The organism is Rhodovulum sp. MB263 (genome assembly GCF_002073975.1).
GTDB lineage: Bacteria > Pseudomonadota > Alphaproteobacteria > Rhodobacterales > Rhodobacteraceae > Rhodovulum.
The window spans coordinates 80,079-101,421 of the sequence record NZ_CP020385.1 but is presented as its reverse complement, the minus strand read 5'-3'; the positions used below and the strand labels follow the sequence as shown (position 1 = coordinate 101,421).

The 21,343-nt window shown below is 67.3% G+C and carries 15 protein-coding genes; 8 read left to right on the top strand and 7 right to left on the bottom strand.

What is annotated here, in order from left to right:
- Nucleotides 1–61 precede the first annotated feature (61 nt).
- Complete coding sequence (locus tag B5V46_RS18605; RefSeq protein ID WP_080618183.1) at nt 62–751, top strand: GntR family transcriptional regulator; 690 nt, start codon at nt 62–64, stop codon at nt 749–751.
- A gap of 18 nt (nt 752–769) precedes the next feature.
- On the opposite strand, the gene B5V46_RS18600 is transcribed toward B5V46_RS18605, so the two are convergent.
- Entirely contained in the window at nt 770–3,583 is a 2,814-nt protein-coding gene (locus B5V46_RS18600; RefSeq protein WP_080618182.1) for an FAD-binding and (Fe-S)-binding domain-containing protein, read from the bottom strand.
- A 72-nt stretch (nt 3,584–3,655) separates the two neighbouring features.
- Between B5V46_RS18600 and B5V46_RS18595 the strand changes: the two genes are divergently transcribed.
- Entirely contained in the window at nt 3,656–4,570 is a 915-nt protein-coding gene (locus B5V46_RS18595; RefSeq protein WP_080618181.1) for a LysR family transcriptional regulator, read from the top strand.
- A gap of 58 nt (nt 4,571–4,628) precedes the next feature.
- On the opposite strand, the gene B5V46_RS18590 is transcribed toward B5V46_RS18595, so the two are convergent.
- Genes B5V46_RS18590 through B5V46_RS18570 form a run of 5 tightly spaced genes read right to left on the bottom strand, consistent with a single transcriptional unit; the run spans nt 4,629 to nt 9,473 of the window.
- A complete protein-coding gene (locus tag B5V46_RS18590) occupies nt 4,629–6,134 on the bottom strand; it encodes a tripartite tricarboxylate transporter permease (RefSeq protein WP_231119344.1) in 1,506 nt (501 codons plus the stop codon).
- Nucleotide 6,135: 1 nt separating this feature from the next.
- Nucleotides 6,136–6,588, bottom strand: coding sequence for a tripartite tricarboxylate transporter TctB family protein (locus B5V46_RS18585; protein WP_080618180.1), 453 nt, complete (start codon nt 6,586–6,588; stop codon nt 6,136–6,138).
- Nucleotides 6,589–6,606: 18 nt separating this feature from the next.
- The gene (locus B5V46_RS18580) at nt 6,607–7,554 is read right to left on the bottom strand and encodes a tripartite tricarboxylate transporter substrate binding protein (protein WP_080618179.1); all 948 of its coding nucleotides are present in this window, start codon (nt 7,552–7,554) and stop codon (nt 6,607–6,609) included.
- A gap of 48 nt (nt 7,555–7,602) precedes the next feature.
- On the bottom strand, nt 7,603–8,271 hold the full coding sequence (locus B5V46_RS18575; RefSeq protein WP_080618178.1) for an RraA family protein: 669 nt from the start codon (nt 8,269–8,271) through the stop codon (nt 7,603–7,605).
- Nucleotides 8,268–9,473, bottom strand: a complete 1,206-nt coding sequence (locus B5V46_RS18570) for a pyridoxal phosphate-dependent aminotransferase (protein ID WP_155774214.1) — start codon at nt 9,471–9,473, stop codon at nt 8,268–8,270. The genes B5V46_RS18575 and B5V46_RS18570 overlap by 4 nt, the downstream gene beginning before the upstream one ends.
- Nucleotides 9,474–9,809: 336 nt before the next feature.
- Here B5V46_RS18570 and B5V46_RS18565 point away from each other — a divergent pair, with 336 nt between their 5' ends.
- Nucleotides 9,810–10,721, top strand: a complete 912-nt coding sequence (locus B5V46_RS18565; RefSeq protein WP_080618176.1) for a LysR family transcriptional regulator — start codon at nt 9,810–9,812, stop codon at nt 10,719–10,721.
- On the opposite strand, the gene B5V46_RS18560 is transcribed toward B5V46_RS18565, so the two are convergent.
- Nucleotides 10,709–11,395, bottom strand: a complete 687-nt coding sequence (locus B5V46_RS18560) for a GntR family transcriptional regulator (protein ID WP_080618175.1) — start codon at nt 11,393–11,395, stop codon at nt 10,709–10,711. The two genes, B5V46_RS18565 and B5V46_RS18560, sit on opposite strands and share 13 nt — an antisense overlap.
- A 201-nt stretch (nt 11,396–11,596) precedes the next feature.
- Between B5V46_RS18560 and B5V46_RS18555 the strand changes: the two genes are divergently transcribed.
- The 5 genes from B5V46_RS18555 (at nt 11,597) to B5V46_RS18535 (ending at nt 21,324) form a co-directional block, all read left to right on the top strand.
- Entirely contained in the window at nt 11,597–13,339 is a 1,743-nt protein-coding gene (locus tag B5V46_RS18555) for a thiamine pyrophosphate-binding protein (protein WP_196774426.1), read from the top strand.
- A gap of 63 nt (nt 13,340–13,402) precedes the next feature.
- Nucleotides 13,403–14,401 carry a tripartite tricarboxylate transporter substrate binding protein gene (locus B5V46_RS18550; RefSeq protein WP_080618173.1) on the top strand — a complete coding sequence of 333 codons (999 nt, stop codon included), beginning with the start codon at nt 13,403–13,405 and terminating at the stop codon, nt 14,399–14,401.
- A gap of 98 nt (nt 14,402–14,499) precedes the next feature.
- Entirely contained in the window at nt 14,500–15,018 is a 519-nt protein-coding gene (locus B5V46_RS18545) for a tripartite tricarboxylate transporter TctB family protein (protein ID WP_080618172.1), read from the top strand.
- A 1-nt stretch (nt 15,019) separates the two neighbouring features.
- Nucleotides 15,020–16,549, top strand: coding sequence for a tripartite tricarboxylate transporter permease (locus B5V46_RS18540; protein WP_080618171.1), 1,530 nt, complete (start codon nt 15,020–15,022; stop codon nt 16,547–16,549).
- 710 nt (nt 16,550–17,259) lie between these two features.
- Nucleotides 17,260–21,324 carry an autotransporter domain-containing protein gene (locus B5V46_RS18535; protein ID WP_080618170.1) on the top strand — a complete coding sequence of 1,355 codons (4,065 nt, stop codon included), beginning with the start codon at nt 17,260–17,262 and terminating at the stop codon, nt 21,322–21,324.
- Nucleotides 21,325–21,343: the final 19 nt, after the last annotated feature.

Genomic DNA, 21,343 nt, shown 5'->3' with positions numbered 1-21,343 from the left:
GTGTAATTTGTTATAACAACATGTCAACACGATTTCGGGGAGGAGCGAAGGTGATGACGTCATGAACGGGGCCGATCCGGCGGCCTGGATCAGGCCGGTCGAAAAGCAAAGCCTGAGCGAACAGGCCTATAGGGGATTGCGCGAGGCACTGATGCGGGGCGAGTTGCAGCCCGGCACGGTGCTGACGCTGCGGCCGCTGTCGCAGCGATTCGGGATCAGCGCGACGCCGATGCGCGAGGCGCTGATGCGGCTGGTGGCCGAGAATGCATTGCGGCTCGATTCGCGGGGGCGGACCTGCGTGCCGTATCTGACCCGCGGCATCCTGATGGAGATCCGCGGCATCCGCGAGCATCTGGAGGGCAATGCCGCGGCCGAGGCCGCGCGGGTCGCCGTGCCCAAGGATATCGACGCGCTGGAGGACATGCATCGCCGGATGATCGCGGCGCAGGATGCGGGCGATTTCGCCGAGGCGATCGGCGAGAATACCCGCTTTCATTTGATGCTGTGCGAGATGGCCGGGCAGCCGGTGGCGCTCGATCTGGTGTCCAATCTCTGGATGCGCTGCGGGCCGATCCTGTCGCATCTCTACGATGGCGGCATCCCCCCCAACTGGGAGCCGCACCCCCATCGCCGGATCGTCGCCGCGATCCGCGCGGGCGATGCCGAGGCCGCCCGCGACGCCTTGATCTACGACATTCGCGGCAATGGCGAGGGGCTTCTGGCCCATGTCGCCGAGGGCCTGCCCGATTAGGGCAGGCTGCGGGCAGGCTCAGGCGGCGGCCAGATCGGCGATGAGCCCCAGCGGGTGACGGGCCGGGACCCTGGCCAGCCGCTCGGTCTGGCAGCGACAGGAAAAGCCGGTGGCGAGGACCGGCGCTTCGTCCCCGATCTTCGGCGCCCAGGACATGTCGAACAGGCGTCTCGAGACGGTCTGGTGGCGGGTCTTGTGCCCGAAGAGCCCCGCCATGCCGCAACAGCCGGTGGCGGGGGTGTCGATTTCCACGCCCAAGGCCGCGAAGACCCGGCGCCAGTCGGCGGCGGCCTCGGGCGCGCCGGTCGTCTCGGTGCAATGCGAAAAGAGCTTGGGCGCGGGGCCTGTCGCGGCGAGATCGGGAAAGCGCCGGCCCGCCGCGATCTCGCGAGAGAGGAATTCCTGCGGCAGCAGCACGGGCGGCAGCGCGATGCCCGCCTGCGGATAATCCTGCCGAAGCTGCATCACCACTGCGGGGTCGAGCCCGATCAGCGGTGCGCCTGTCGCGGCGGCGGCCTCCAGATGCCGCCTGAGGCGGGTGGCCATCGCGGCGAAGCGCGGATCGCCGAGGCTTTGTGCGGTCTTGCCCGCGGGACGCATCGCAAGCATGCGCGGCCGGTAGCCAAGCGCCTTCAGCCCGGCCAGCGCATCGGTCCGCGCCGCGCCGTCGAACAGCGCCGAGAACCAGTCCTCGATGACGATCACCGTGCCCTCGGGCAGCGGCCGGGCCAGATCGGCGGCGCCGATCCGGTCGGCGCGGGGCAGGGCGGGGGCCAGTGCCTTGGGCAGATCGACCGTGCCGGTCAGCGCCCCCCCGATCCGGGCCAGCAGCGGCCAGACCGGGCGCAACATCGGCGCAAGGACCTGAAGCGTCACGCTTTCCCGCTCGGCCAGCAGCATCAGCCGGTCGGCCAGCGGGCGCGCTTTCCGGGCATAGAGATCGGCATAGAAGGCAGCGCGCATGGCGGGGATGTCGACCTGCACCGGGCAGCTCGACGCGCAGGCCTTGCAGCCGAGGCAGGCGTCGAGCGTCGCTGTCAGATCGGCCTCGAGCGCGGCATCCACGCGGCCCTCGAGCCGCGCCTGCCGCCAGGCGCGCAGCGCATCGGCCCGGCCCTTTGGGCTCTGGCGCAGATCGGCGGTGGCCTTGAAGGAGGGGCACATCGGCGTCGCCGCGGCATAGGACAGGCATTGCGCATTGCCGTTGCAGCGGAAGGCGCGGGTCAGCGCATCGCCCTCGGGCGCGTTGAAGGGGCGGAACGGGATTTCGTCGATGGCGGGCACGGGTGCGTCAAGGCCCACCAGCTTGCCCGGATTGCAGCGCCCGGCCGGGTCGAAGGCGGCCTTGACGCCCTGCAGTGCGGCATAGGCCTCGGGTCCGATCCAGTCGCGCAGATAGGCCCCGCGCACGCCCTTGCCATGTTCGCCCCAGAAGATGCCGCCATGTTTGCGGGTCAGTTCGAAGACCGCATCCGAGACGGCGACCAGCCTCTCGCGGTCGGTGTCGATGTCCAGTGCGGGCCGGACATGCAGACAGCCCACATCGACATGGCCATAGATCCCGAAATCGAGCCCCTGGGCGTCCAGTACCGCCAGAAAGTCATCGAGGAAGGCGGGCAGGTTTTCGGGCGGCACCACGCAATCCTCGACAAAGGCCACGGGGCGCGCGCGCCCGTCGACCTTGCCCAGAAGCCCGACACCGGCCGAGCGCACGGCCCAAAGCTCGCGGATCTCGGCGGCATCGCGCGCCATGTGGATCGCCCGGGCGCCGGGCAGGGCATGGATCGCGGTTTCGCAGGCGTTCAGGCGGGATTGCAGACCGTCCGGGTCATCGCCGTTGAACTCGATGAAGACATAGGCCAGCGGCTGGCCACGGCTTGCGCGCAGCGCGGGCGGCAGCCGGGTCAGGATGCCTGCATCATCGGCCAGCTTCTGCACGCGCTCGTCCATCACCTCGATGGCGGTGGGCTCGAACTCGGCCAGCGGCAGGGCCGAGGCCAGCGCCTCGCGGAAGCTGGCAAATCCCGCGACCAGCAGACGCTTTTCGCGCGCGAGCGGGCGCAGGGCCACGCGGATCCTGCTCACCAGCCCCAGCGTGCCCTCGGCGCCCAGAAACAGCCGCCACCACTCGAAGCCGCCAGCCTCGGGGCAGGCGCGTTCCAGATCGTAGCCGGTGAAGCGGCGGTTCAGCCGGGGCGTCGCCGCGATGAAGGCCGCGCGCCCCGACCGGGCGGCGGCCTCGGCCGCGTCCAGCATCGGGCGGGTCCAGTCGGGGGCGGGGGCGAGGTTGGACAGCAGGCCCTCGGGCCGGGCGATCTCGAGCCCGATGATATTGTCCGAGGTCTTGCCATAGACCCGGCTGCCCTTGCCCGAGGCATCGGTCGAGACCATGCCGCCGATGGTGCAGCGGGTCGAGGTCGAGGTCTCGGGCGCGAAGAACACCCCGTGCGGGCGCAGCCGCTCGTTCAGATCGTCGAGCACCATCCCGGGTTCGACATCGGCCCAGCCTTCGGCGGCATCGAAATCCAGCAGCCGGTGCATGTGGCGGCGGGTGTCGACGATGACCCCGCGGCTGAGGCTCTGGCCATTGGTGCCGGTGCCGCCGCCCCGCGCGGTGACGGGCATGGCGGCAAAGCGCGGTTCGGCCATGACCCGTTCCAGCGTGACCATGTCGGCGGCGTCCATCGGCGCCACGACCAGATCGGGCATCACCTGATAGACCGAATTGTCGGTCGACATCGCGCTGCAAAGCGCCCGGTCGCTTTCGATCTCGCCCCGGAACCCGGCGGCGCGCAGCGCGGTCGTGAGGGCAGGCGGGCTTTGATCGGTCATGGCGGCCTTTCGCGGTGTCTTCGGGTCGGGGATCTTGAACCACAGATCCGGGCTTCGTAGAAATAGAAAGACATGAAGCTAGGTTCGGAAAATCTGAATATCACGCTCCGCCATCTGCGGGCGCTGCATGCGATCCGGGCGCAGGGCAGTTTCGCGCGGGCGGCGGAGGCGCTGGGGGTGGTGCCCTCGGCCCTGACCGAGACCGTGCGCCAGGCCGAGGAGGAGGTCGGGGCACCGCTCTTCGACCGCCGGATGCGGCCGCCGCAGCCGACGCCGCTGGGGCTGGCCTTTCTCGAGGAAACCGCGCCGGTGCTGGCCGATCTCGACCGGGCGCTGGGGCGGATGCGGGCGCAGGCGGGGCTGAGCGAGGGCCGGCTGGCGGTCGGGGCCGCGCCCTCGGCCATCGGCGATCTGGTCGGGCCGGCGCTGGCGCGGTTCCGCGCGGCGCATCCGGGGATCTCCTGCCTGCTGCATGACGATGTGGCCGAGCGGCTGGCGGGGCTCGTCTCGGACGGTACGCTCGATCTGGCAGTGGCGGGACGGGCGCGGCAAAGCCCCGATCTGACCCAGACCGAGCTGCGGCGCGATCCGTTCGGGCTGGCCTGCGGGGGGGGGCACCGGCTGGCCGGGCGCGATGCGGTGGCCCTGTCCGAGATCGACCCGGCCGAGGTCATCACGCTCTCGGCCGAGACCGGCACGCGACAATTGCTGGCAGGCGCCGCGGCCCTGCCCGAGGCCCTGAAAGAGACCCGGCTGCAGGCCCATTCGACCATCGCGCAGCTGTGCATGATCCGGGCCGGGCTGGGGGTCGCGTTGATGCCGAAAGCGGCGGTGGGGCTGTTCGGCGATCCGGCGATCCGCTTCGTTCCGGTGACGGGTCTTGGGCTCTGGCGGAAGCTCTACCTGCTGGAACCGGCACGGCGGGCGCGCTCGCATGTGGCGGCGGCGTTCCTGGCCGAGCTTGGAAAGAGCCCGGGCGCCACCTGATTGGGCAGCGCCCGGGGGGAGCGGCCCCGGGACCGAGGAAGAACCGGGGCCTTTCGGGTCAGGCCTGGCGCGCGCGCCGGGCCCGAATGTGTTTCCAGACCGGCGGCAGCACCGTGGTCAGGACCAGAAGCGCGATCAGCACCATGCAGATCGGCCGGGTGAACAGGATATGTTCGTTGCGCACGTCCAGCAGCAGAGACAGGCGCAGGTTGCTTTCGATCAGCGGCCCGAGGATCACCCCCAGCGCCACCGGCGCCAGCGGCAGGCCGGTCTTGCTCATGACATAGCCCAGCAGGCCGAAGCCGAACATCAGCCAGACATCGAACAGCGAGTTCTGCACGCAATAGGCGCCGACGATGCTGAGGCAGATGATCAGCGGGATCAGCAGCGGGCGCGGGATCCGCAGCACCTGGGCGAAGAGATTGGTCGCGAAGGAGCCGCCAAGCGGGATCAGGATCAGCGATGTCAGGAACATCTGGATCATGAAGCCGTAGATGATGTCGGCGCTGTTGCGGAACAGGTCGGGGCCGGGTTGCAGACCGTGCACAAGCAGCCCGCCCATGATCACCGCCGCGACCGAGCTGCCGGGAATGCCCAGCGTCACCGTCGGGATCAGCGCCGCCGCATTGTCGGCATTGTTGCCGAATTCCGAGGCGGCGATGCCTTCGGGATTGCCCTTGCCGAAGCTCTCGGGGTCCTTCGACATCCGCTTGGCGCGCTCATAGGCCAGGAAGGACACGAAGCTGCCGCTGGCGCCGGGCAGAAGCCCGACGAAGATGCCGTAGAAATAGGCCCAGCTCCAGATCCTGAAGTAACGCGGGATCTCGCGCATCGTCTTCAGGAAGGGCTGGAAGTCCAGCCTGATCCGGGCGCCCACGGCCCTGGCGGTATCCTCGGCCATCTCGAGACAGGGCGGGATGGCGTAAAGCCCGACCATCAGCACGACGATGTCGATGCCCGATTCCAGCTCGAGCTGGCCGAAGGTGAAGCGGTCGGTCGACATCACCGGGTCGAGACCGACCATGCCGATGAAAAGCCCGATCAGCGCCGAGAGCATGCCCTTGGGCAGATCCTCGCCCAGAAAGACCGCGACCGCGGCCATGCCGAAGATGCCGACCCAGAACACCTCGGGCGGGCCGAAGGCCAGGGTCACCAGCGACAGGGGCGGCGCCAGTACCATCATCGCGATGGCGCTCATCATGCCGCCGAAGGCCGAGGACAGAAGCGCGATCTGCAGCGCATAGCCGGCGCGGCCCTGCTGGGCCAGCGGGTAGCCGTCGAAGGTGGTCACGATGGCCGCGGGGGTGCCGGGAATGCGCAACAGGATCGCGGGGATCGCCCCGCCATACATCGCGCCGTTATAGATGCCCGCCATCATGCCGAGCGCGACCAGCGGGTCCATGGTGAAGGTCAGCGGCAGCAGGACCGCGATGCTCATGGTCGCGGTCAGCCCGGGCAGCGAGCCGACGACGATGCCGACCAGCACGCCGCCGACCATCGCCAGCAGGTTGGGGAAGGTCAGAACCGCCGGCAGCGCATCGAGAAGCGGAGAAAACAGGTCCATCTCAGCTGCCTCCGAGCCGGGTCCAGATCTCGGCCGGCAGCGGGCGCGAGAGGATCTGGATGAAGACGATATAGACCATCGCGAGGAAGCCCGCGGTGGTGGCCAGGATCGGCAGCGCCCGCCGATAGCCGAGCGTGACCGACAGCAGCGGCACGGTCAGCGCCGATGTGGTCAGAAAGCCCAGATATTTCAGCCCGATCAGCGCCAGGGCCATGACGCCCGCGACCAGGAAGAAGCGGCCGGGGCTGGCGAAGAAATCGGGATTGTCGCCGGTCCGGGTCTGTTTCAGATAGCCGCGTACGGCGATGAGCAGGCCCAGCAGAACGGCGGGGCCCAGCACCAGAAGGGGAAAGACGCGGGCATCGGCCCCGAACCCCAGCGCCCTGTGAATGCCGAGCGCGGCGAGAATCGCCACGCTCGTTCCCAGAACGACATCATTGTGGATGGATTTCATGATGTCCTTTCGACGGGGTTACTCAAGCCAGGGGCTCTCGGCCCAGATCTTGCGCATGGCCTGGTCGAAGGCGTCGAGCTGGGCGGCGAAATCTGTGCTGTCGGCAAAATCGAGCACCACGCCCTGATTGATCGCATCCTTGCGGAAATCGGGGTCGTTCACCGCCTGGGCGATGGCCGCCGACAGTTTCCCGACCGCCTCGGCGGGCATGCCCTTCGGCCCGGCAAAACCGCGCTGCGACGAGGCAACGATGTCGAAGCCCTGTTCCTTCAGGGTCGGGACCTCGGGGGCAAGCTCGGACCGCCTGGCGGCCATGATGCCCAGAATGTCGATCGAGTCCTGATAGTTGACCGCCTCGCCAAGATTGAAGCTGCCGACCGCGACATGACCGCCCATGGTGGCGTTGCGCGCGGCGACGCCGGGGAAGGGCACGAAGGTGAACTCGGCCCCGGTCAGCTTTTCAAGCTGCAGCCCGGCCAGGTGATCGTCGCCGCCGAAATTGCCGGTGGCCATGGTCACGACCTTCGGGTTTTCCCTGGCATAGTCGACCAGCCCGGCAATGTCCGTGAACTGGCTGCCCTTCTTGACGTTCAGCGCCGCAGGATCGGTGACCATGTTGGCGATGATGGTGAATTCCTGCCAGGTGAAATCGGCCTTGCCCTCGATCGGCTTGGTCACGATCGACGGCGTGGTGATGACGCCGATGGTGTAGCCGTCGGGCTTGGCATCATGCACCGCCTGCCAGCCGATGATGCCCGAGGCGCCGGTGCGGTTCTCGACCACGACCTTGGCGCCGTCGCCGAGATATTTCTCGATATAGGGCGCGACGGTGCGCACCATGATGTCGCTGCCGCCGCCGGCGCCATAGGGCACGACGATGGTGACGGGCTTCTCGGGATACTCGGCCAGAGCCGCGGTCCCGGCCAGCAGCGCGATGGCGGCCAGCGAGGCGGTGATGCGTTTCATCGGGTCTCTCCTTGTTGGGTCTTATCGGACGGCAGGGTTAAGGCGCCGTCACGCCACGTTCCATTTTTCCAGCGCCGGCATCAGCCAGCCGGGTTTCGGCGCGCCCGCGGCGATGGCCTCGATCCGCGCAGCCTCCTTGGCCAGCTTGTCACGGCAGAGCGGCAGCAGAGCGGCGGCATCGGCGGCGGGCACCACCATCACCCCGTCATCGTCGCCGATGATGATGTCGCCGTGATGGACGACGACATTGCCGACCGCCACCGGAATGTTGACATGGCCCGGCCCGAGCTTGCGCGAGCCGCGGGCGCAGGTGCCGCGGGCAAAGAGCTGGAACCCGCTTTCGGCGATCCAGGCGCTGTCGCGGCACATGCCGTCCAGCACCAGCCCGCCGAGGCCGCGCGCCATGGCGGCACGGGTCATCAGCTCGCCCCAGACGCCCGAATGGCGGTCGTTCGAGGTCGAGGCGACGATGATGTCGCCCGGTTCGGCCGCATGCAGCGCCGCATGCAGCATCAGGTTGTCATCGGGCGGCATCGCCACAGTGACGGCGCGGCCGCAGAGATGCATGCCCCTGGCGATCGGCTTGATCCCCGCATCCATGATGTTGCGGCGACCATAGCAGTCATTGGCGACCGGCGCCGGGATATCGCTGAACCCGGCGGCGAATTCGGCACTCAGCGGATGGTTCACGGGGGCGACCGAACAGTCGAAGCTCATGCGGAGGGTCCTTCCTTGGCGGGCGTAAGTCTGGCCACGGCGGCGCGCAGCTTGAGGCAGGCCTCCTCCAGCACCTCGATGCCGCAGGCAAACGAGATCCGGAAGAAGGGCGACAGTCCGAAGGCGGCGCCCGGCACGCAGACCACCTCGGCCTCCTCGACGAAATAGCGGGTCAGGTCGGCATCGCTGGCGATGGTGCCGCCATCCGGCCTTGTGGCGCCGATCAGGGGCGCGCAGTTGACGAAGAGATAGAAGGCGCCGTCGGGCGCGTGGCAGGACAGCCCCTCGGTCTCGTTGATCAGCCGGACGCCAAGCGCGCGGCGGGCGCGGAAGGCCTCGAGATTGGGGCCCATGAAGGCGCGGGTATCGGTCAGCGCGGCCAGCGCGCCGAATTGCGCGGGATGCATCACGCCTCCGGTGGTCTGGCCCTGATAGGTGCGCATGGCGTCGATCAGCGCCTGCGGCCCGGCCGCGAAGCCGACGCGCCAGCCGGTCATGCACCAGGCCTTCGAGACGCCATTGGCGGTCAGGGTCCGGGCCTTCATCGCCTCCGAGACCTGGGCGATGGTGAAATAGGGCGCGGGGCCGTAGCGCAGATGCTCGTAGATGTCGTCGCTGAGGACCATCACCTGCGGATGACGCTCCAGCACCTCTGCCAGGGCGCGGATCTCGGCCTCGGTCAGGATCGTGCCGGTCGGGTTGCAGGGGTTGTTGAGGATCAGCCAGCGGGTGTTCTCGGTGATCGCGGCCTCGAGAGCCTCGGGCCGCAGGCGGAAATTGTCGTCCCACCGGGTTTCGAGCCACACTGGCACGCCGCCATTCAGCCGCGTCATCTCGGAATAGCTGACCCAGCCCGGCGCCGGGATCAGCACCTCCTGGCCGGGCTCGAGGCTGGCCGCCAGCGCGTTGAAGACGATCTGCTTGACGCCATTGGCGACGATCACCTGACTGGCGCGGTAATCCAGGTCGTTGTCCAGGTGGAATTTCTGGCAGATCGCCTCGCGCAGCGCCGGAATGCCCTGGACCGGCGGATAGCCGGTGCGGTTCTCGGCCAGCGCGGCGACGCAGGCGGCCTTGATATGGTCGGGGGTCGGGAAATCGGGCTCGCCGGTCGCCAGCGAGATCACCCGGCGGCCCTGGCCGCGCAGATCCCGCGCCAGCTGCGCCGCCTCGAGCGAGGCCGAGGGCTTGGTGTCGCGCATCCGGCGGCTGACCGGATCGATGACGGGTATGACGGTCTCTGGGTCGGCTCTGTTCATCTCTGCTCATGCCATAACCGCGCACCCCGTGCAGCGGGGGTCGAGTCGGGCACGTCCTCGAAGGTTCGGAATATGTCGGGCGCGGTCGTCCGTTCATGGCGGTCCGCCGCGCTGTCTGCACGCTACCTAGTCAAAATAGGTTTACGCAAGCGAGTAATTTTTACCTTTCTGTCAAGAAAAACTTGCGATAGACCAAGCGGCGGCGGCCCGTCGGGCGCCGGCCTGCCAACTGCCTGAAACCTTGCGTAAACCTAATGAAAGCCACTGCGGAGCCCTGCCATGTCGATCCGCCGCCTGAAGACCCTTGTCGCCATCTCGCGCCATGGCAGCCTGTCGGCCGCTGCAGCCAGCGAGCATCTGACCCGTTCGGCAGTCTCCTTGCAGATGAAGCAGTTCGAGGAGGATCTGGGCGTCGAGATCTTCGACCGGCGGCGCCGGGTTCCCGAGCTGAATGCCCGCGGGCGGCTGCTGGTGCCCAAGGCCATCGAGGTGCTCGCCGCCTATGACGAACTGCGCCGCACGGCGCGGGGCGAGGCCACGATAACCGGCACGCTCAATATCGGCGCGATGTTCACCGCCATGACCGGGGCGGTGCCCCATGCGATGAAGCGGATGCGCGCGCTTTATCCCGACCTGCATATCCAGGCCGCCCCCGCCCATTCGGCCAATCTGGTGGCGCCGGTCGATCGCGGCGCCCTGGACGCGGCCTTCATCGGGCGGCCGCCGGTGCTGGGCTCGCGGCTGGTCTTTCACACCGTCACCGAAGAGCCGTTCCACCTTCTGACCGCCGGGGATTGCCCGCTCGACGATCCGCGCGAGATCCTCGAGGCCTATCCCTTCATCCGGATCAGCCGTTCGCTCTGGTCGGGGCAGCTGATCGACGACTGGCTGGTGCGCGAGGACATCACCGTCCACGAGGCGATGGAGCTTGACGGTATCCAGATGATCTCGACGATGGTCTATCACGGGCTGGGGGTGGCGGTGGTGCCCCGGCGCTGCGTGCCGGCGCCGAACCCGGTTGCGGTGCGCGAGATCGCGATCCCCGGCCTGGCCGGGCGGCCGGTCGGCATCCTCGCGCGCGATGACAGCCCCAAGGCCAGCCTGATCGATGCCTTCTGCACCCAGATGCGCCTGGTCGTGGCCGAGATCGGTCGCCGCGACGCGCCGGACGATGCGGATCAGGGGGCGTAAAGCTCGGCGAAGGCATTGCGCACGTTCTCGGTGACGGCTTCGAGCCGCCGCTCGATATGGCCGCGCATCTCGTGCTGGGCCGCCTCGGGGTCGCCCGCGCGCACCGCGTCGAGAATGCGCCGGTGCGGGGCGGTGGTGACGACCTCGGGCCCGTCGCGCTGGCTGAGCGTGCGCAGATCGATCAGCCGCACGAAATGGATGCGTCCGTTGACGTTTTCCAGAAGGCGGCTCAGCTCGGCATTGCCCGAGAGTGCTGTCAGTCGCATATGGAACGCTTCGTCGAGCCGGACCAGTTCCACCGGCGAGGTGCCGGGCTGGTAATCGGGGCAGGAGGCCTCGAGAAAGACCTCGAGCGCGTCGAGTTCCTGCGGGTCGGCGCGGCGCGCGGCAAGCTTGGCGGCCTCGCATTCGATCGCGGCGCGGGCCTCGTAAAGGTCCATGATCTCGCCCGGCGTCAGCGAGCGGCAGAAAAAGCCCTGACCGGGGCGGAACACCAGAAACCCCTCGGCCGCGAGCCGGTTCAGCGCTTCGCGCAGCGGCGTGCGGCTGGTCTCAAGCTGGCGCGCCAGCACCCCTTCGTTGAGGCGCGAATCCGGCTTGAAGGCATAGGTTGCGGCCATCTCCTTGAGCATCCGATAGGCTCTTTCAACCGTACCCGCCGTTTTTTTAGCCATTTCAATGGTTCCGTCCGAAAGGAGAAGAGGCGCGGATCCACAATAAGGGCGCCGGACAGAAAAACAATTGATTTGCGTTCCGGCCTGTGTATCACCCTGTATACAGCAAAGCATACCAAAACCGGACCCCGGCGAAGACGGTGACGGGCCAGGGCATGAGCCATGTACGGGTCAGGCAGGGGCCGGAGCGGACGGGACGGCATGAACGGGCAGGAGACGCAGGTGACGCAGGTGATGAACGGGGCGCAGGTCATCCTGAAGATGCTGGAGCTGCATGGCGTGTCCCATGTCTTCGGCCTGCCGGGCGAGACCACCATCGGCTGGTACAAGGAATGGCGCGCCCATTCGAACATCGAATTCGTGCTGACCCGCGACGAGCGCACCGCGTCCTATGCCGCCGAGGCCTATGCCAAGGTCACCGGCCGCCCGGCTGTGCTGGAGGCCCCGAGCCCGGGCGTCACCCATTGCACCCCGGGGATTGCCGAGGCCTTCCTCAGTTCGGTGCCGGTGATCTTCTTCAGCTCGGACATTCCGGTGAACCAGGACAAGAAGCACGGGCTGACCGGGATCGACCAGACCGCGCTTTATGCCAGCATCTGCAAGGAATCCTTCTACCTGACCTCGGTGAAGGACATTCCGATCCTGATGCGCCGGGCGTTCCGGGTGGCGACCTCGGGCCGGCCCGCGCCGGTCCATATCCGGGTGCCAATCAACATCTTCCACGAGACTGCCGAGATCGCCGATCTCTATGCCCAGCCGGAATACAGCGAATACCCGGCCCACCGCCCGGTGGCCGATCACGGCAGGATCCGCGCGGCCATCGACACGCTGCTGGCGGCCGAAAAGCCGCTGATCGTCTGCGGTCAGGGCGCGCTGATCTCGAAGGCGGGCGCCGAGGTGCAGGCGCTGGCCGAACTGTTGCAGGTCCCGGTCGCGACGACGACGCCCGGCAAGGGGCTGATGGCCGAGACCCATCCGCTGGCGCTTCGGGTGATCGGCGCGCGGGGCGGCATGGGCTATGCCAATGACTATGCCAAATCGGCCGACACCGTCTTCTTCGTCGGCACCAATACCGATTCCAGCTCGACCGATCACTGGACGCTGTATGGCGACCCGGCTTCCAAGACCTTCCTGCATCTCGACATCGCCGAGGCCCATGTCGGCAACAATTTCCCGCTGAAGGTGGGCATGGTGGGCGATGCCCGCGCGACGCTGGCCTATATGGCCGAGCTGATCCGGGTCGAGCATCCGCATCTGACGCGTCCCCGGCTCGACCTGACCGACATGAAGCGCACGGCGCTCGATGCGGTCTTCAACTCGAACATCGAAATGCCCGAGGGCACGATCTCGCCGGTCAAGCTGACCCGCGCGCTCGATACCCTGCTGCCGCCCGATGCCATCGTCACCGCCGAGCCCGGCGTCGCTGCGATCTATCCTTCGGCACTGCTGTCGGTGCGCGAGCCGGGACGGCGCTATCTGACCAATTATTCGATGGGCGCGCTGGGATATTCGGTGCCCGCCGGGATCGGCGCGGCCTTCGCCGGTGACGGGCCGGTGATCTCGCTGACGGGCGATGGCTCGCTCGCCTTCGTGCTGGGCGATTTCGAGACCATCCGGCGCAGCGGCAAGAACATCACCGTGATCCTGACCCGCAACGACACCTATGGCTGGATCCGGGGCGAGGCGATTCTGCTTGACGATGTCGACGAACCCTGGAGCACCGATTTCGGCGCGGTCGATTACGTGCAGGTCGCCCAGGGCTTCGGCTTCCAGACCGCGCGGATCGAGAGCGATGCCGAGATCGAGCCCGCCCTGCGCGCGGCCCTCGCCCATGAGGGCGCCAGCTTCATCGAGATCCGCGTGCCCTCGCAGGACAAGATCGTGCCCTTCGTGCCCTCCTGGGTGCGCGCTGCGCAAAAGAAGAAACTGCCCTATTTCACCTGATACCTCACCCGGCACCGAGCAAGAGCGCGAAAAACGCGCCGCCCCCAACACGGAGACGACGCCATGAAGATCCTGACCCTGCCCCGGACGCTGCTGTCGCGCGCTGCCCTGGTCGCCGCCGCCCTTGCGCTGCCGCTGGCGGCGCCGGCCGCCGCCGACTTTCCCGACAGGGACCTGACCCATATCATGCCCTGGAGCGCGGGCGGCGGCACCGATACCGTCATGCGCCAGTTCATGAGCTTCGCCGAGAAAACCCTTGGCACCGGCATCAACACCCAGAACGTGACCGGCGCGCAAAGCGGCATCGGAACGCTCAGACTGATGAAGTCGCGGCCAGACGGCTACACCATCGGTTCGCTGACCTGGGACAGCGTGATCACCGTGCCCTATTACGAACTGGTGCCGGGCTATGACACCGACCGGCTGGCCTATCTGGGCTCGGTCACCGTGCATCCGACCGCGCTGATCGTGCGGGCCGATGCGCCCTTCGCCACGCTCGACGATTTCGTCGCCGCCGCCAGGGCCGCGCCCGGTACGCTGAAGATCGCCAATGTCGGCACCGGCGGCGTCTGGCACCTGCCCGCGCTCGACTTTGCCAAGGAGGCCGGGATCGAGGTGCAGCACATTCCCTATCCCAAGGGCTCGGGCCCCGAGCGCGAGGCGCTGCTGTCGGGCGAGGTCGATGCGATGTCCTCGAGCATCTCGGCCGCCTATGCCGCCGTGCAGGCCGGTCAGGCCCGGGTTCTGGCGGTGATGTCGGAGACGCGCGACCCCAAGTTCCCCGATGTGCCGACCTTCCTTGAATCGGGCTATGACGTGGTCTGGGGCAGCTTCCGCCTGGTCGCGACCCAGGCCGACGTCGATGCCGACAAGCGCGCGGCGCTCGAAGCCGGCTTTGCCGCGGTGTTCGATCTGCCCGAATTCCAGCAAGCGGCCGAGAAATCCGCGATGGGCGCGCATTGGATGGATGCCGAGGCAACCGCCGCCTATGTGAAGGCCGCCCAGAAGAAGGCCTTCGCCCTGATCGACCAGCTGGTGGCCGAAGGCGTGCTGCAGAAGTAGCACTTCGGCCAGCCCCCCGGGGGCGGGGCCCGGATTTGCCGGGTCCCGCCTTCGACCGGCCCTCCGGTCGCGCCACGACCGGCCAAAGGGAGACCGCCATGACCGGAAAGACCAACGGCCAGATCCTGTTCGCGGCCGGCCTCGCCCTCGCCAATACCGTCTATGGCTGGCAGGTGCTGCAGATGCCGCGCCCCTTCGCCTCGGGCGAACCGGGGCCCGCCTTCCTGCCTGCCCTGTTGTGTCTCGCGCTTTACGGCATGTTGGCTCGCGTGCTGATTTCGGAATTCCGCGCCCGCGTTGAGGCCCGCCGCGCCGACACCTCGGACGCCGCCGATGCGGCGGCCGATACCGGGCTGCCCGGGCTGCTGCCGGTGCTCGGCCCGCTTTTCGCCATCGGCGCCACCGCGCTTTTCGTGATCGGCTTCGTCTGGCTGGGCTACGTGATCTCGGCTGCGCTCTACTGCTTTGCCATCGCATTCTACTTCAATCTCGAGGATAGCGGGCGCTGGGGCCGCTCGGCGCTGATGGCGCTGGCGGTCGGGGTCGGGGTGACGGGCTTCGGCTGGCTGTTCTTCGACCGGCTTTTCGGCCTGTCGCTGCCGCTCTGGGGGCTCTGACATGCTGGCCGATCTCGCCCAAGGCTTTCTCTCGCTCACCCATCCCGCCACCTTCCTGCACCTGATCGGAGGCTTCCTGCTGGGGCTCGTGTTCGGCGCCATCCCGGGCCTGACCGCGACCCTGGCCATCGCGCTTCTGCTGCCCTTCACCTTCGGCATGGAGGTGACCGATGCGCTGGTCATGGTGGCCGGGATCTACATGGCCGGGATCTATTCCGGCTCGATCACCGGCATCACGCTGAACATCCCCGGCGCGCCCTCGGGCGCGATCACCACGCTTGACGGCCACGCCCTGATGAAGCGCGGAGAGGGGCCGCAGGCACTGGGAATGAGCGCCTTCTCCTCGGCGCTCGGCGGCCTGATCGGCGCGGTGGTGCTGATCGCGCTGGCCCAGCCGGTCAGTTCGCTCGCGCTCCTGTTCCAGACCCCCGACAAGTTCTCGCTGGTGCTGATGGCGATCGTCACCGTGACCATCGTGTCGTCGGGCTCGCTGTCGAAGGCCATCGCGGCGATGGTGCTGGGGCTGATGATCTCGACCGTGGGCATCGACCCGATGGTGCCCGAGGGCCGGTTCGATTTCGGCAGCTATCACCTGATCGAAGGCATCGGGCTGTTGCCCGCCGTGATCGGGCTGTTCGCGGTCTGCGAGCTGATCGCCCAGGCGGCGACGCCCTCGGCGATGATGCGGGCCGACCGGGTGGCCCAGATCGTCCGGCCGCGGCGCCGCGATTTCCTGCCCTCGCTTGCGCATGTCCGCGAGGTCGGCCCCGTCGCCTATGCCAAGAGCGCGGTGATCGGCGTCGTGATCGGCATGCTGCCGGGCGGCGGCGCCTCGATGGCCTCCTTCATCGCCTATGCCGAGGCCAAGCGCTCCGCGCGTCGCCCCGAGATCTTCGGCAAGGGATCGTATGAAGGGCTCGCGGCCTCCGAGACCGCCAATAACGCGATGTGCGGCGGCGCGGTGATCCCGCTTCTGACCATGGGCATTCCGGGCGACGCGGTCACCGCCATCATCTTCGGCGTGCTGCTGCTGCACGGGCTTGTGCCAGGGCCCGCGCTCCTGGGATCGAATTTCATCGAGATCGCGCCGATGTTCGCGGCGCTCTTCGTGTCCTCGATCCTGGTCTTCCTGTCGGTCCTGGCCTTCGGGCCGGTCTATCTGCGGCTCAGCCAGATCAATCGCGGCGTGCTTTACGCCTTCATCGCGCTGATCTCGATGGTGGGCGTCTTCGCCTCGTCCTGGTCGGCCTTCCAGATGTGGATGGCGCTGGCGATCGGGGTGCTGGCCTTCCTGATGCGCCGCTTCGGCTATCCGGTGGTGCCGGCGCTGATGGGCGTGATCCTCGGCCCCTATTTCGAGGAATTCCTGCGCCGCTCGCTTATTGTGTCCGAGGGCGATCCGACGATCTTCCTCACCAGCCCCGCCAGCGCCGCGCTTCTGGGTCTGACCGTGCTGTTCGTCTGGTTCCTGCGGTTGCGCCCGGCGCTGCGCGACCGGCAGGCTGCGCGCGAAAGCGGCGAGGGCGAATAGCGGCCGGCCCGTCGGGGGGCTGTCGGCCGGCAGGGACAGCGGCCCCTTGGCCCCGGGCGGGCGGGCATGACCAGCGGCTTCCGGCGCCTGTCCGCTGCAAGACCCGGCAGCAACCGACCGGCCCCGAAGACGGGATCGGGATGCGGAAACGAGGCTCTGTCTGCGCGACGACAGAATCGTGGGGCGAAGGCCAGCCCGGTCTGACCGCCGTCAGACTTCGGCCGCGCCGCCAGCCCTCCCCCCGCAACAAGAGGCCCGGCCGGGCCGCCGGGGGTGGCAGATCCCCCGCAACCCGTACCCGGCGCGTCTTTTCGTAGCGGCGAGCGGTTTCTGCCGCGCAATGCGCTGAAAGCAGCCGAGCACGGCGCAGTATCGGCAGCTTGTTGCCGCTTGATGCGCGTGGATCCTGCCGCGCTTGCGAGCCCATGAGAAGCCCATGAGAAGGATGGCACCCGTGGGGCAGTCAACTGCGCCCCGGACCCGGCCCCGGTCGATCCGCCCGGTCGCGACAGCCCCTTCGGCCGCCTCGAAAGGATGGCGAATGGGCCATTGGTATAGTCCGCTCTCCTTTCGATATACGATTGCGCTTCAGCCCTACCGGCTGAGACATATCTGGCAGGCTTCCCCCGCGTCTATCTTGGCCGCGATTGTGGGAGGAAGTCGTGTCACGTGGCAGGCCCTTCCGGTTTTTTCAAAGCGTTAAGGTTGCCATGAACACCCAGAGAATACGGTACTTCCTGTCCACCACGGCCCTCGTCTCGGTCGCGGCCCTTTCGCTCGCCCCGGCTGGCTGGGCCGAGGATGAGAACACGACCAGCAACTGGACCGGGAAATTCGACGATACCTTCAACTACTTCGAGAACTGGGACAACGGTTTCAACGGGGCCGATCTGGTCATCGATGGCGAAGGCGCCGTGGTCAGTTCCAAGGGGGTCACGGTTGCTGCCGATTACGGCTCCAATCCCACGATTCCGAATGTCGGACCCCGGACTGTCACGATCTCGGGCGGTGCTACCCTGAATGCGACCTCCGACGAAAATGCCGTCCTGGCGATCGGCTGGAGCAGGGGCGAGACGGAATCGACCGTCACCGTGACCGGGGAAGGGTCCAGGCTTTATACTGCCGGCTCCTGGAGCCGCATCGGCTTTCAAGACGGTACGACCGGCGTCCTCTATGTCAAGGATGGCGGCACCTACGATGCGGGCTACCACGTCGCCATCGGCCGTGGCGAGGGGGCGACCGGGCGGATCGATGTCGACAACGGCAAGCTCAAAAGCGCTGAAGGCGCCGAGCTGATCCTTGGCTATGGTGCGAACTCGACAGGCCAGGTGGACCTGAAAAACGGCTCGACCGCGACCCTGAACGGCGGGGTCTATCTGGGCAAGTCCAGCGGTTCGAGATCGAACTTCAACATCCTCAGCGGTTCTTCCGCCACCACCAGCGGCGAGGTCACGGTGGGCGAAGGCAGCGATTTGACCGCGAGCTTCACAGTCCAGGGCGCAGGCTCGAGCTACACCGCCAATGGCGTGTTCCTCATGGGCGCGGGCAATTCCTCTGAGGCCGGTTTCAACATCCTCGAAGGCGCCGAGGCCACGACCAATGACACGGTCACGGTGGGTCAGGGCGCGGGCTCGGCCGGCTATGTCACCGTCGACGGGCAGGGCTCGACCTACACTTCCAACGGCGCATTTCGGCTTGGCCAGGGCACAGGCTCGACGGGCACGCTGACCGTCAGCAACGCGGCCGAGGCCAGCTTCAAGGAGGGCCTTTCCGTCGGCGAGGACGGCACCGGTGCGATCTCCGTGCAATCCGGCGGCAAGGCGACGTCCGAGGGGGATGTCATTCTGGGCGTGAATTCCGAGGGCGGCAGCGGCAAGCTGAGCGTCGCGGGCGCGGGCTCGAGCTTCACCCTGAAGGACAGCAATCTCGTCATCGGCTCCAAGGCCCCCAAAAGCGGCTCCAACGATTACCCGGGCTATGTGGCGGTCTCGGACGGCGGGACCCTGACGCTGCAGGGCGCTGACAGCGACCTGTCGCTGGGCGATGCAGCGCAGAGCTATGGCCTTCTTCAGGTCAGCGGCAAAGACGCAAGCGCCACCGTGGGCGGGGATCTTTCCGCGGGCATTTCGGGCACGGCCACTATCATCATCATGAACGACGCGTTGCTCACCGTCGACGGCAAGACCTATCTGGCCAGGGGTGAGGGCTCGACCGGCAATTGGACCGTTTATGATGCCGACGTGGTTCTGAATGACGAGACCTATATCGGCTATGGCGGTCAGGGCGATATGACTATCACCGCAGGCGGCACGGTCACGGCGAACGACGCCGTCTCGCTGGGCCATGATGCCGGCGAGGGCGACGAGTATGGGGTGATCCGGATCTCGGGTGTCGGGTCTTCGCTTGAAATGACGGAATCGCTGCTTACGGTCGGTCATGACAGTGCAGGCGTTTCCGGTCTCAGGCTTGGCTTCGGCGGCGCATCCACGTCGTATCCCGCCGAGGGGGGTATCGTCTGGATCTCGGAAGGGGGGGCGGCCTCGGTCGGCGATCTCTCCGTCGGGCAGGAACAGGGCGCCACTGGCACCGTCGCCGTCGTCGGGGCGGGCACGGATGGCGATGAGAACACCGTCGCCTCAAGTCTGAAGGTTGCGGACAACGCCACCGTCGGCAACAGGGGGCGCGGCTCCCTGCTCGCACTGGATGGCAGCAGCGTCGAGATCGGCGGCGATCTTACGGTCGGCGCCGCATCCTCGGGCAACGGCATCATGAGGGTGAACAATGGCGCGACCGTCTCGGTCGGCACCGACGATGGCGAGGGCAATTACGACGGCACCGTCACCGTTGCGCGGGACAGCGGCTCGACCGGGACGCTTGTCATCGGCGCAAGCTATGACGTGGAAGAAGAGAATGGCGGCGCCGTGGCCTCGGGCCGCGTGAATGCCGGCAGGCTGGCCTTCGGCACCGGCACCGGCTCGCTGGTGTTCAACATCACCGACACCGATTATAGCTTCGGGATGGATGTCACCGGCGGCGGCGCGATCAACGCCTATAACGGCACCATCAGCCTGAGCGGCGACTATTCCGGCTATTACGGCAATACCAATATCCATGGCGGGACCGTCGCGGTCGATACCGATACGTTCGTCAACAGCGCCGTCACCGTCATGGCTGGCGCAACCCTGGCCGGGTCGGGTTCGCTGTCGGACGTGACCCTGCAGGACGGCTCGACCGTGGCGCCGGGCGGCGCGGGCATCGGTACGCTGACCATTGCGGGCGGCGATCTCAGCTTCGCCGACGGCGCCAGCTACGCGGTCACCGTGTCCAGCGACGGCACCTCGGACCTGCTGGCGGTGAAAAGCACCGACGAGGGCCAATACAGCTCGCTGGTTCCCGACGAACCCGGCACCATCGGCGGCGCGGTCACCCTGGGCGGCAGCTCGTCTCTGAAAGTGTCGCGTCTGGCAAGCGATGACGAGGCCGATTTCAGCCTGAACACCTGGTACACGATCATGACCGCGGATCAGGGCATCACCGGCGAATTCTCCGAGGTCAGCGACACCTTCGCCTATCTCGACACGACCCTCGACTATGACAACGACACCGAAGTCCTGCTTGCTCTGACCCGCAACGATGTCGATTTCGAGGATGTGGTGAGCTCGTCGAACTCCAACGCGCGCAATACCGCGCGGGCTATCGGGACGATGGACGAGGAAAACCCGCTCTACAAGAAGGTGCTGTTCCTCGAAGACGGCGAGATCGACCGGACCTATCAGGCGCTGTCGGGCGAGACCCATGCCAGCATGTCCACGGCGATGCTGCAATCCACCGAGCCGACCCGTCGGCTGGTGGTGAACCGGATGCGCCAGATAACCCCGGGTGCGGCTACCCCGGCGGCGGTTACCCGCAACGCGACCTCCTATGAGACCGCGGGCAGCTTCTTCTCCAATCCCGAGGTCTGGGGGCAGGCCTATGGCAGCTGGTCCAAGCTTGACGGCAGCGACGGCGCGTCGGGCATGGAAGCGACCACCGGCGGTTTCGTGATCGGGGCCGATGCCGAGACCGATGGCGGCTGGCGCACGGGTGTCTTCGGCAGCTTCGGGCTGGTCGATACCGATGCCAAGGACAGCAGCGCTGACAGCGATGCCGACAGCTACCAACTCGGTGTCTACACCGCCAGGAGCTTCGGCCAGATGGCGCTCCGGATGGGGGCGAGCTACACTTGGGATGACGTCTCGGCCAAACGGAACGTCTCGGTGGGCGGTGTCCGTCAGGATCTCGAAGCCGATTACTGGGCGCGCACCGCGCAGGCCTTCGTCGAGCTGGGCTATCAGACCAGCGCCGGCCGCACGAGCCTCGAGCCCTTCATCGGTCAGGCGATCCTCTACCAGGAGATCGACAGCTTCACCGAAACCGGCGGCTCGGCGGCGCTGTCTGTCGACGGCGAGGACCTGACCCAGGGCATCACCACCGTCGGCCTGCGCTTCGGCCGCGATCTCGAAGGTATTGGCGCCGGGATGAGCAACCTGCACGGCGGTGTGGCCTGGCAGCATGTCAGCGGCGATCTGAACGCGGAATCGACCATGCGCTTCGCCTCGGGCAGCGATGCCTTCTCGGTCACCGGCTCGGCGCTGGACCGCAACCAGGCGGTGCTGTCGCTGGGTCTGCGGACCGAGCTGACCGAGCGCTCGGTTCTCGACATCGGCTATCAGGGCACGCTGAGCGAAAACAGCCAGTCCCACGCGATCCAGGCGACCTATTCGGTCAGGTTCTGATCGGATCTGAGATCGAGCA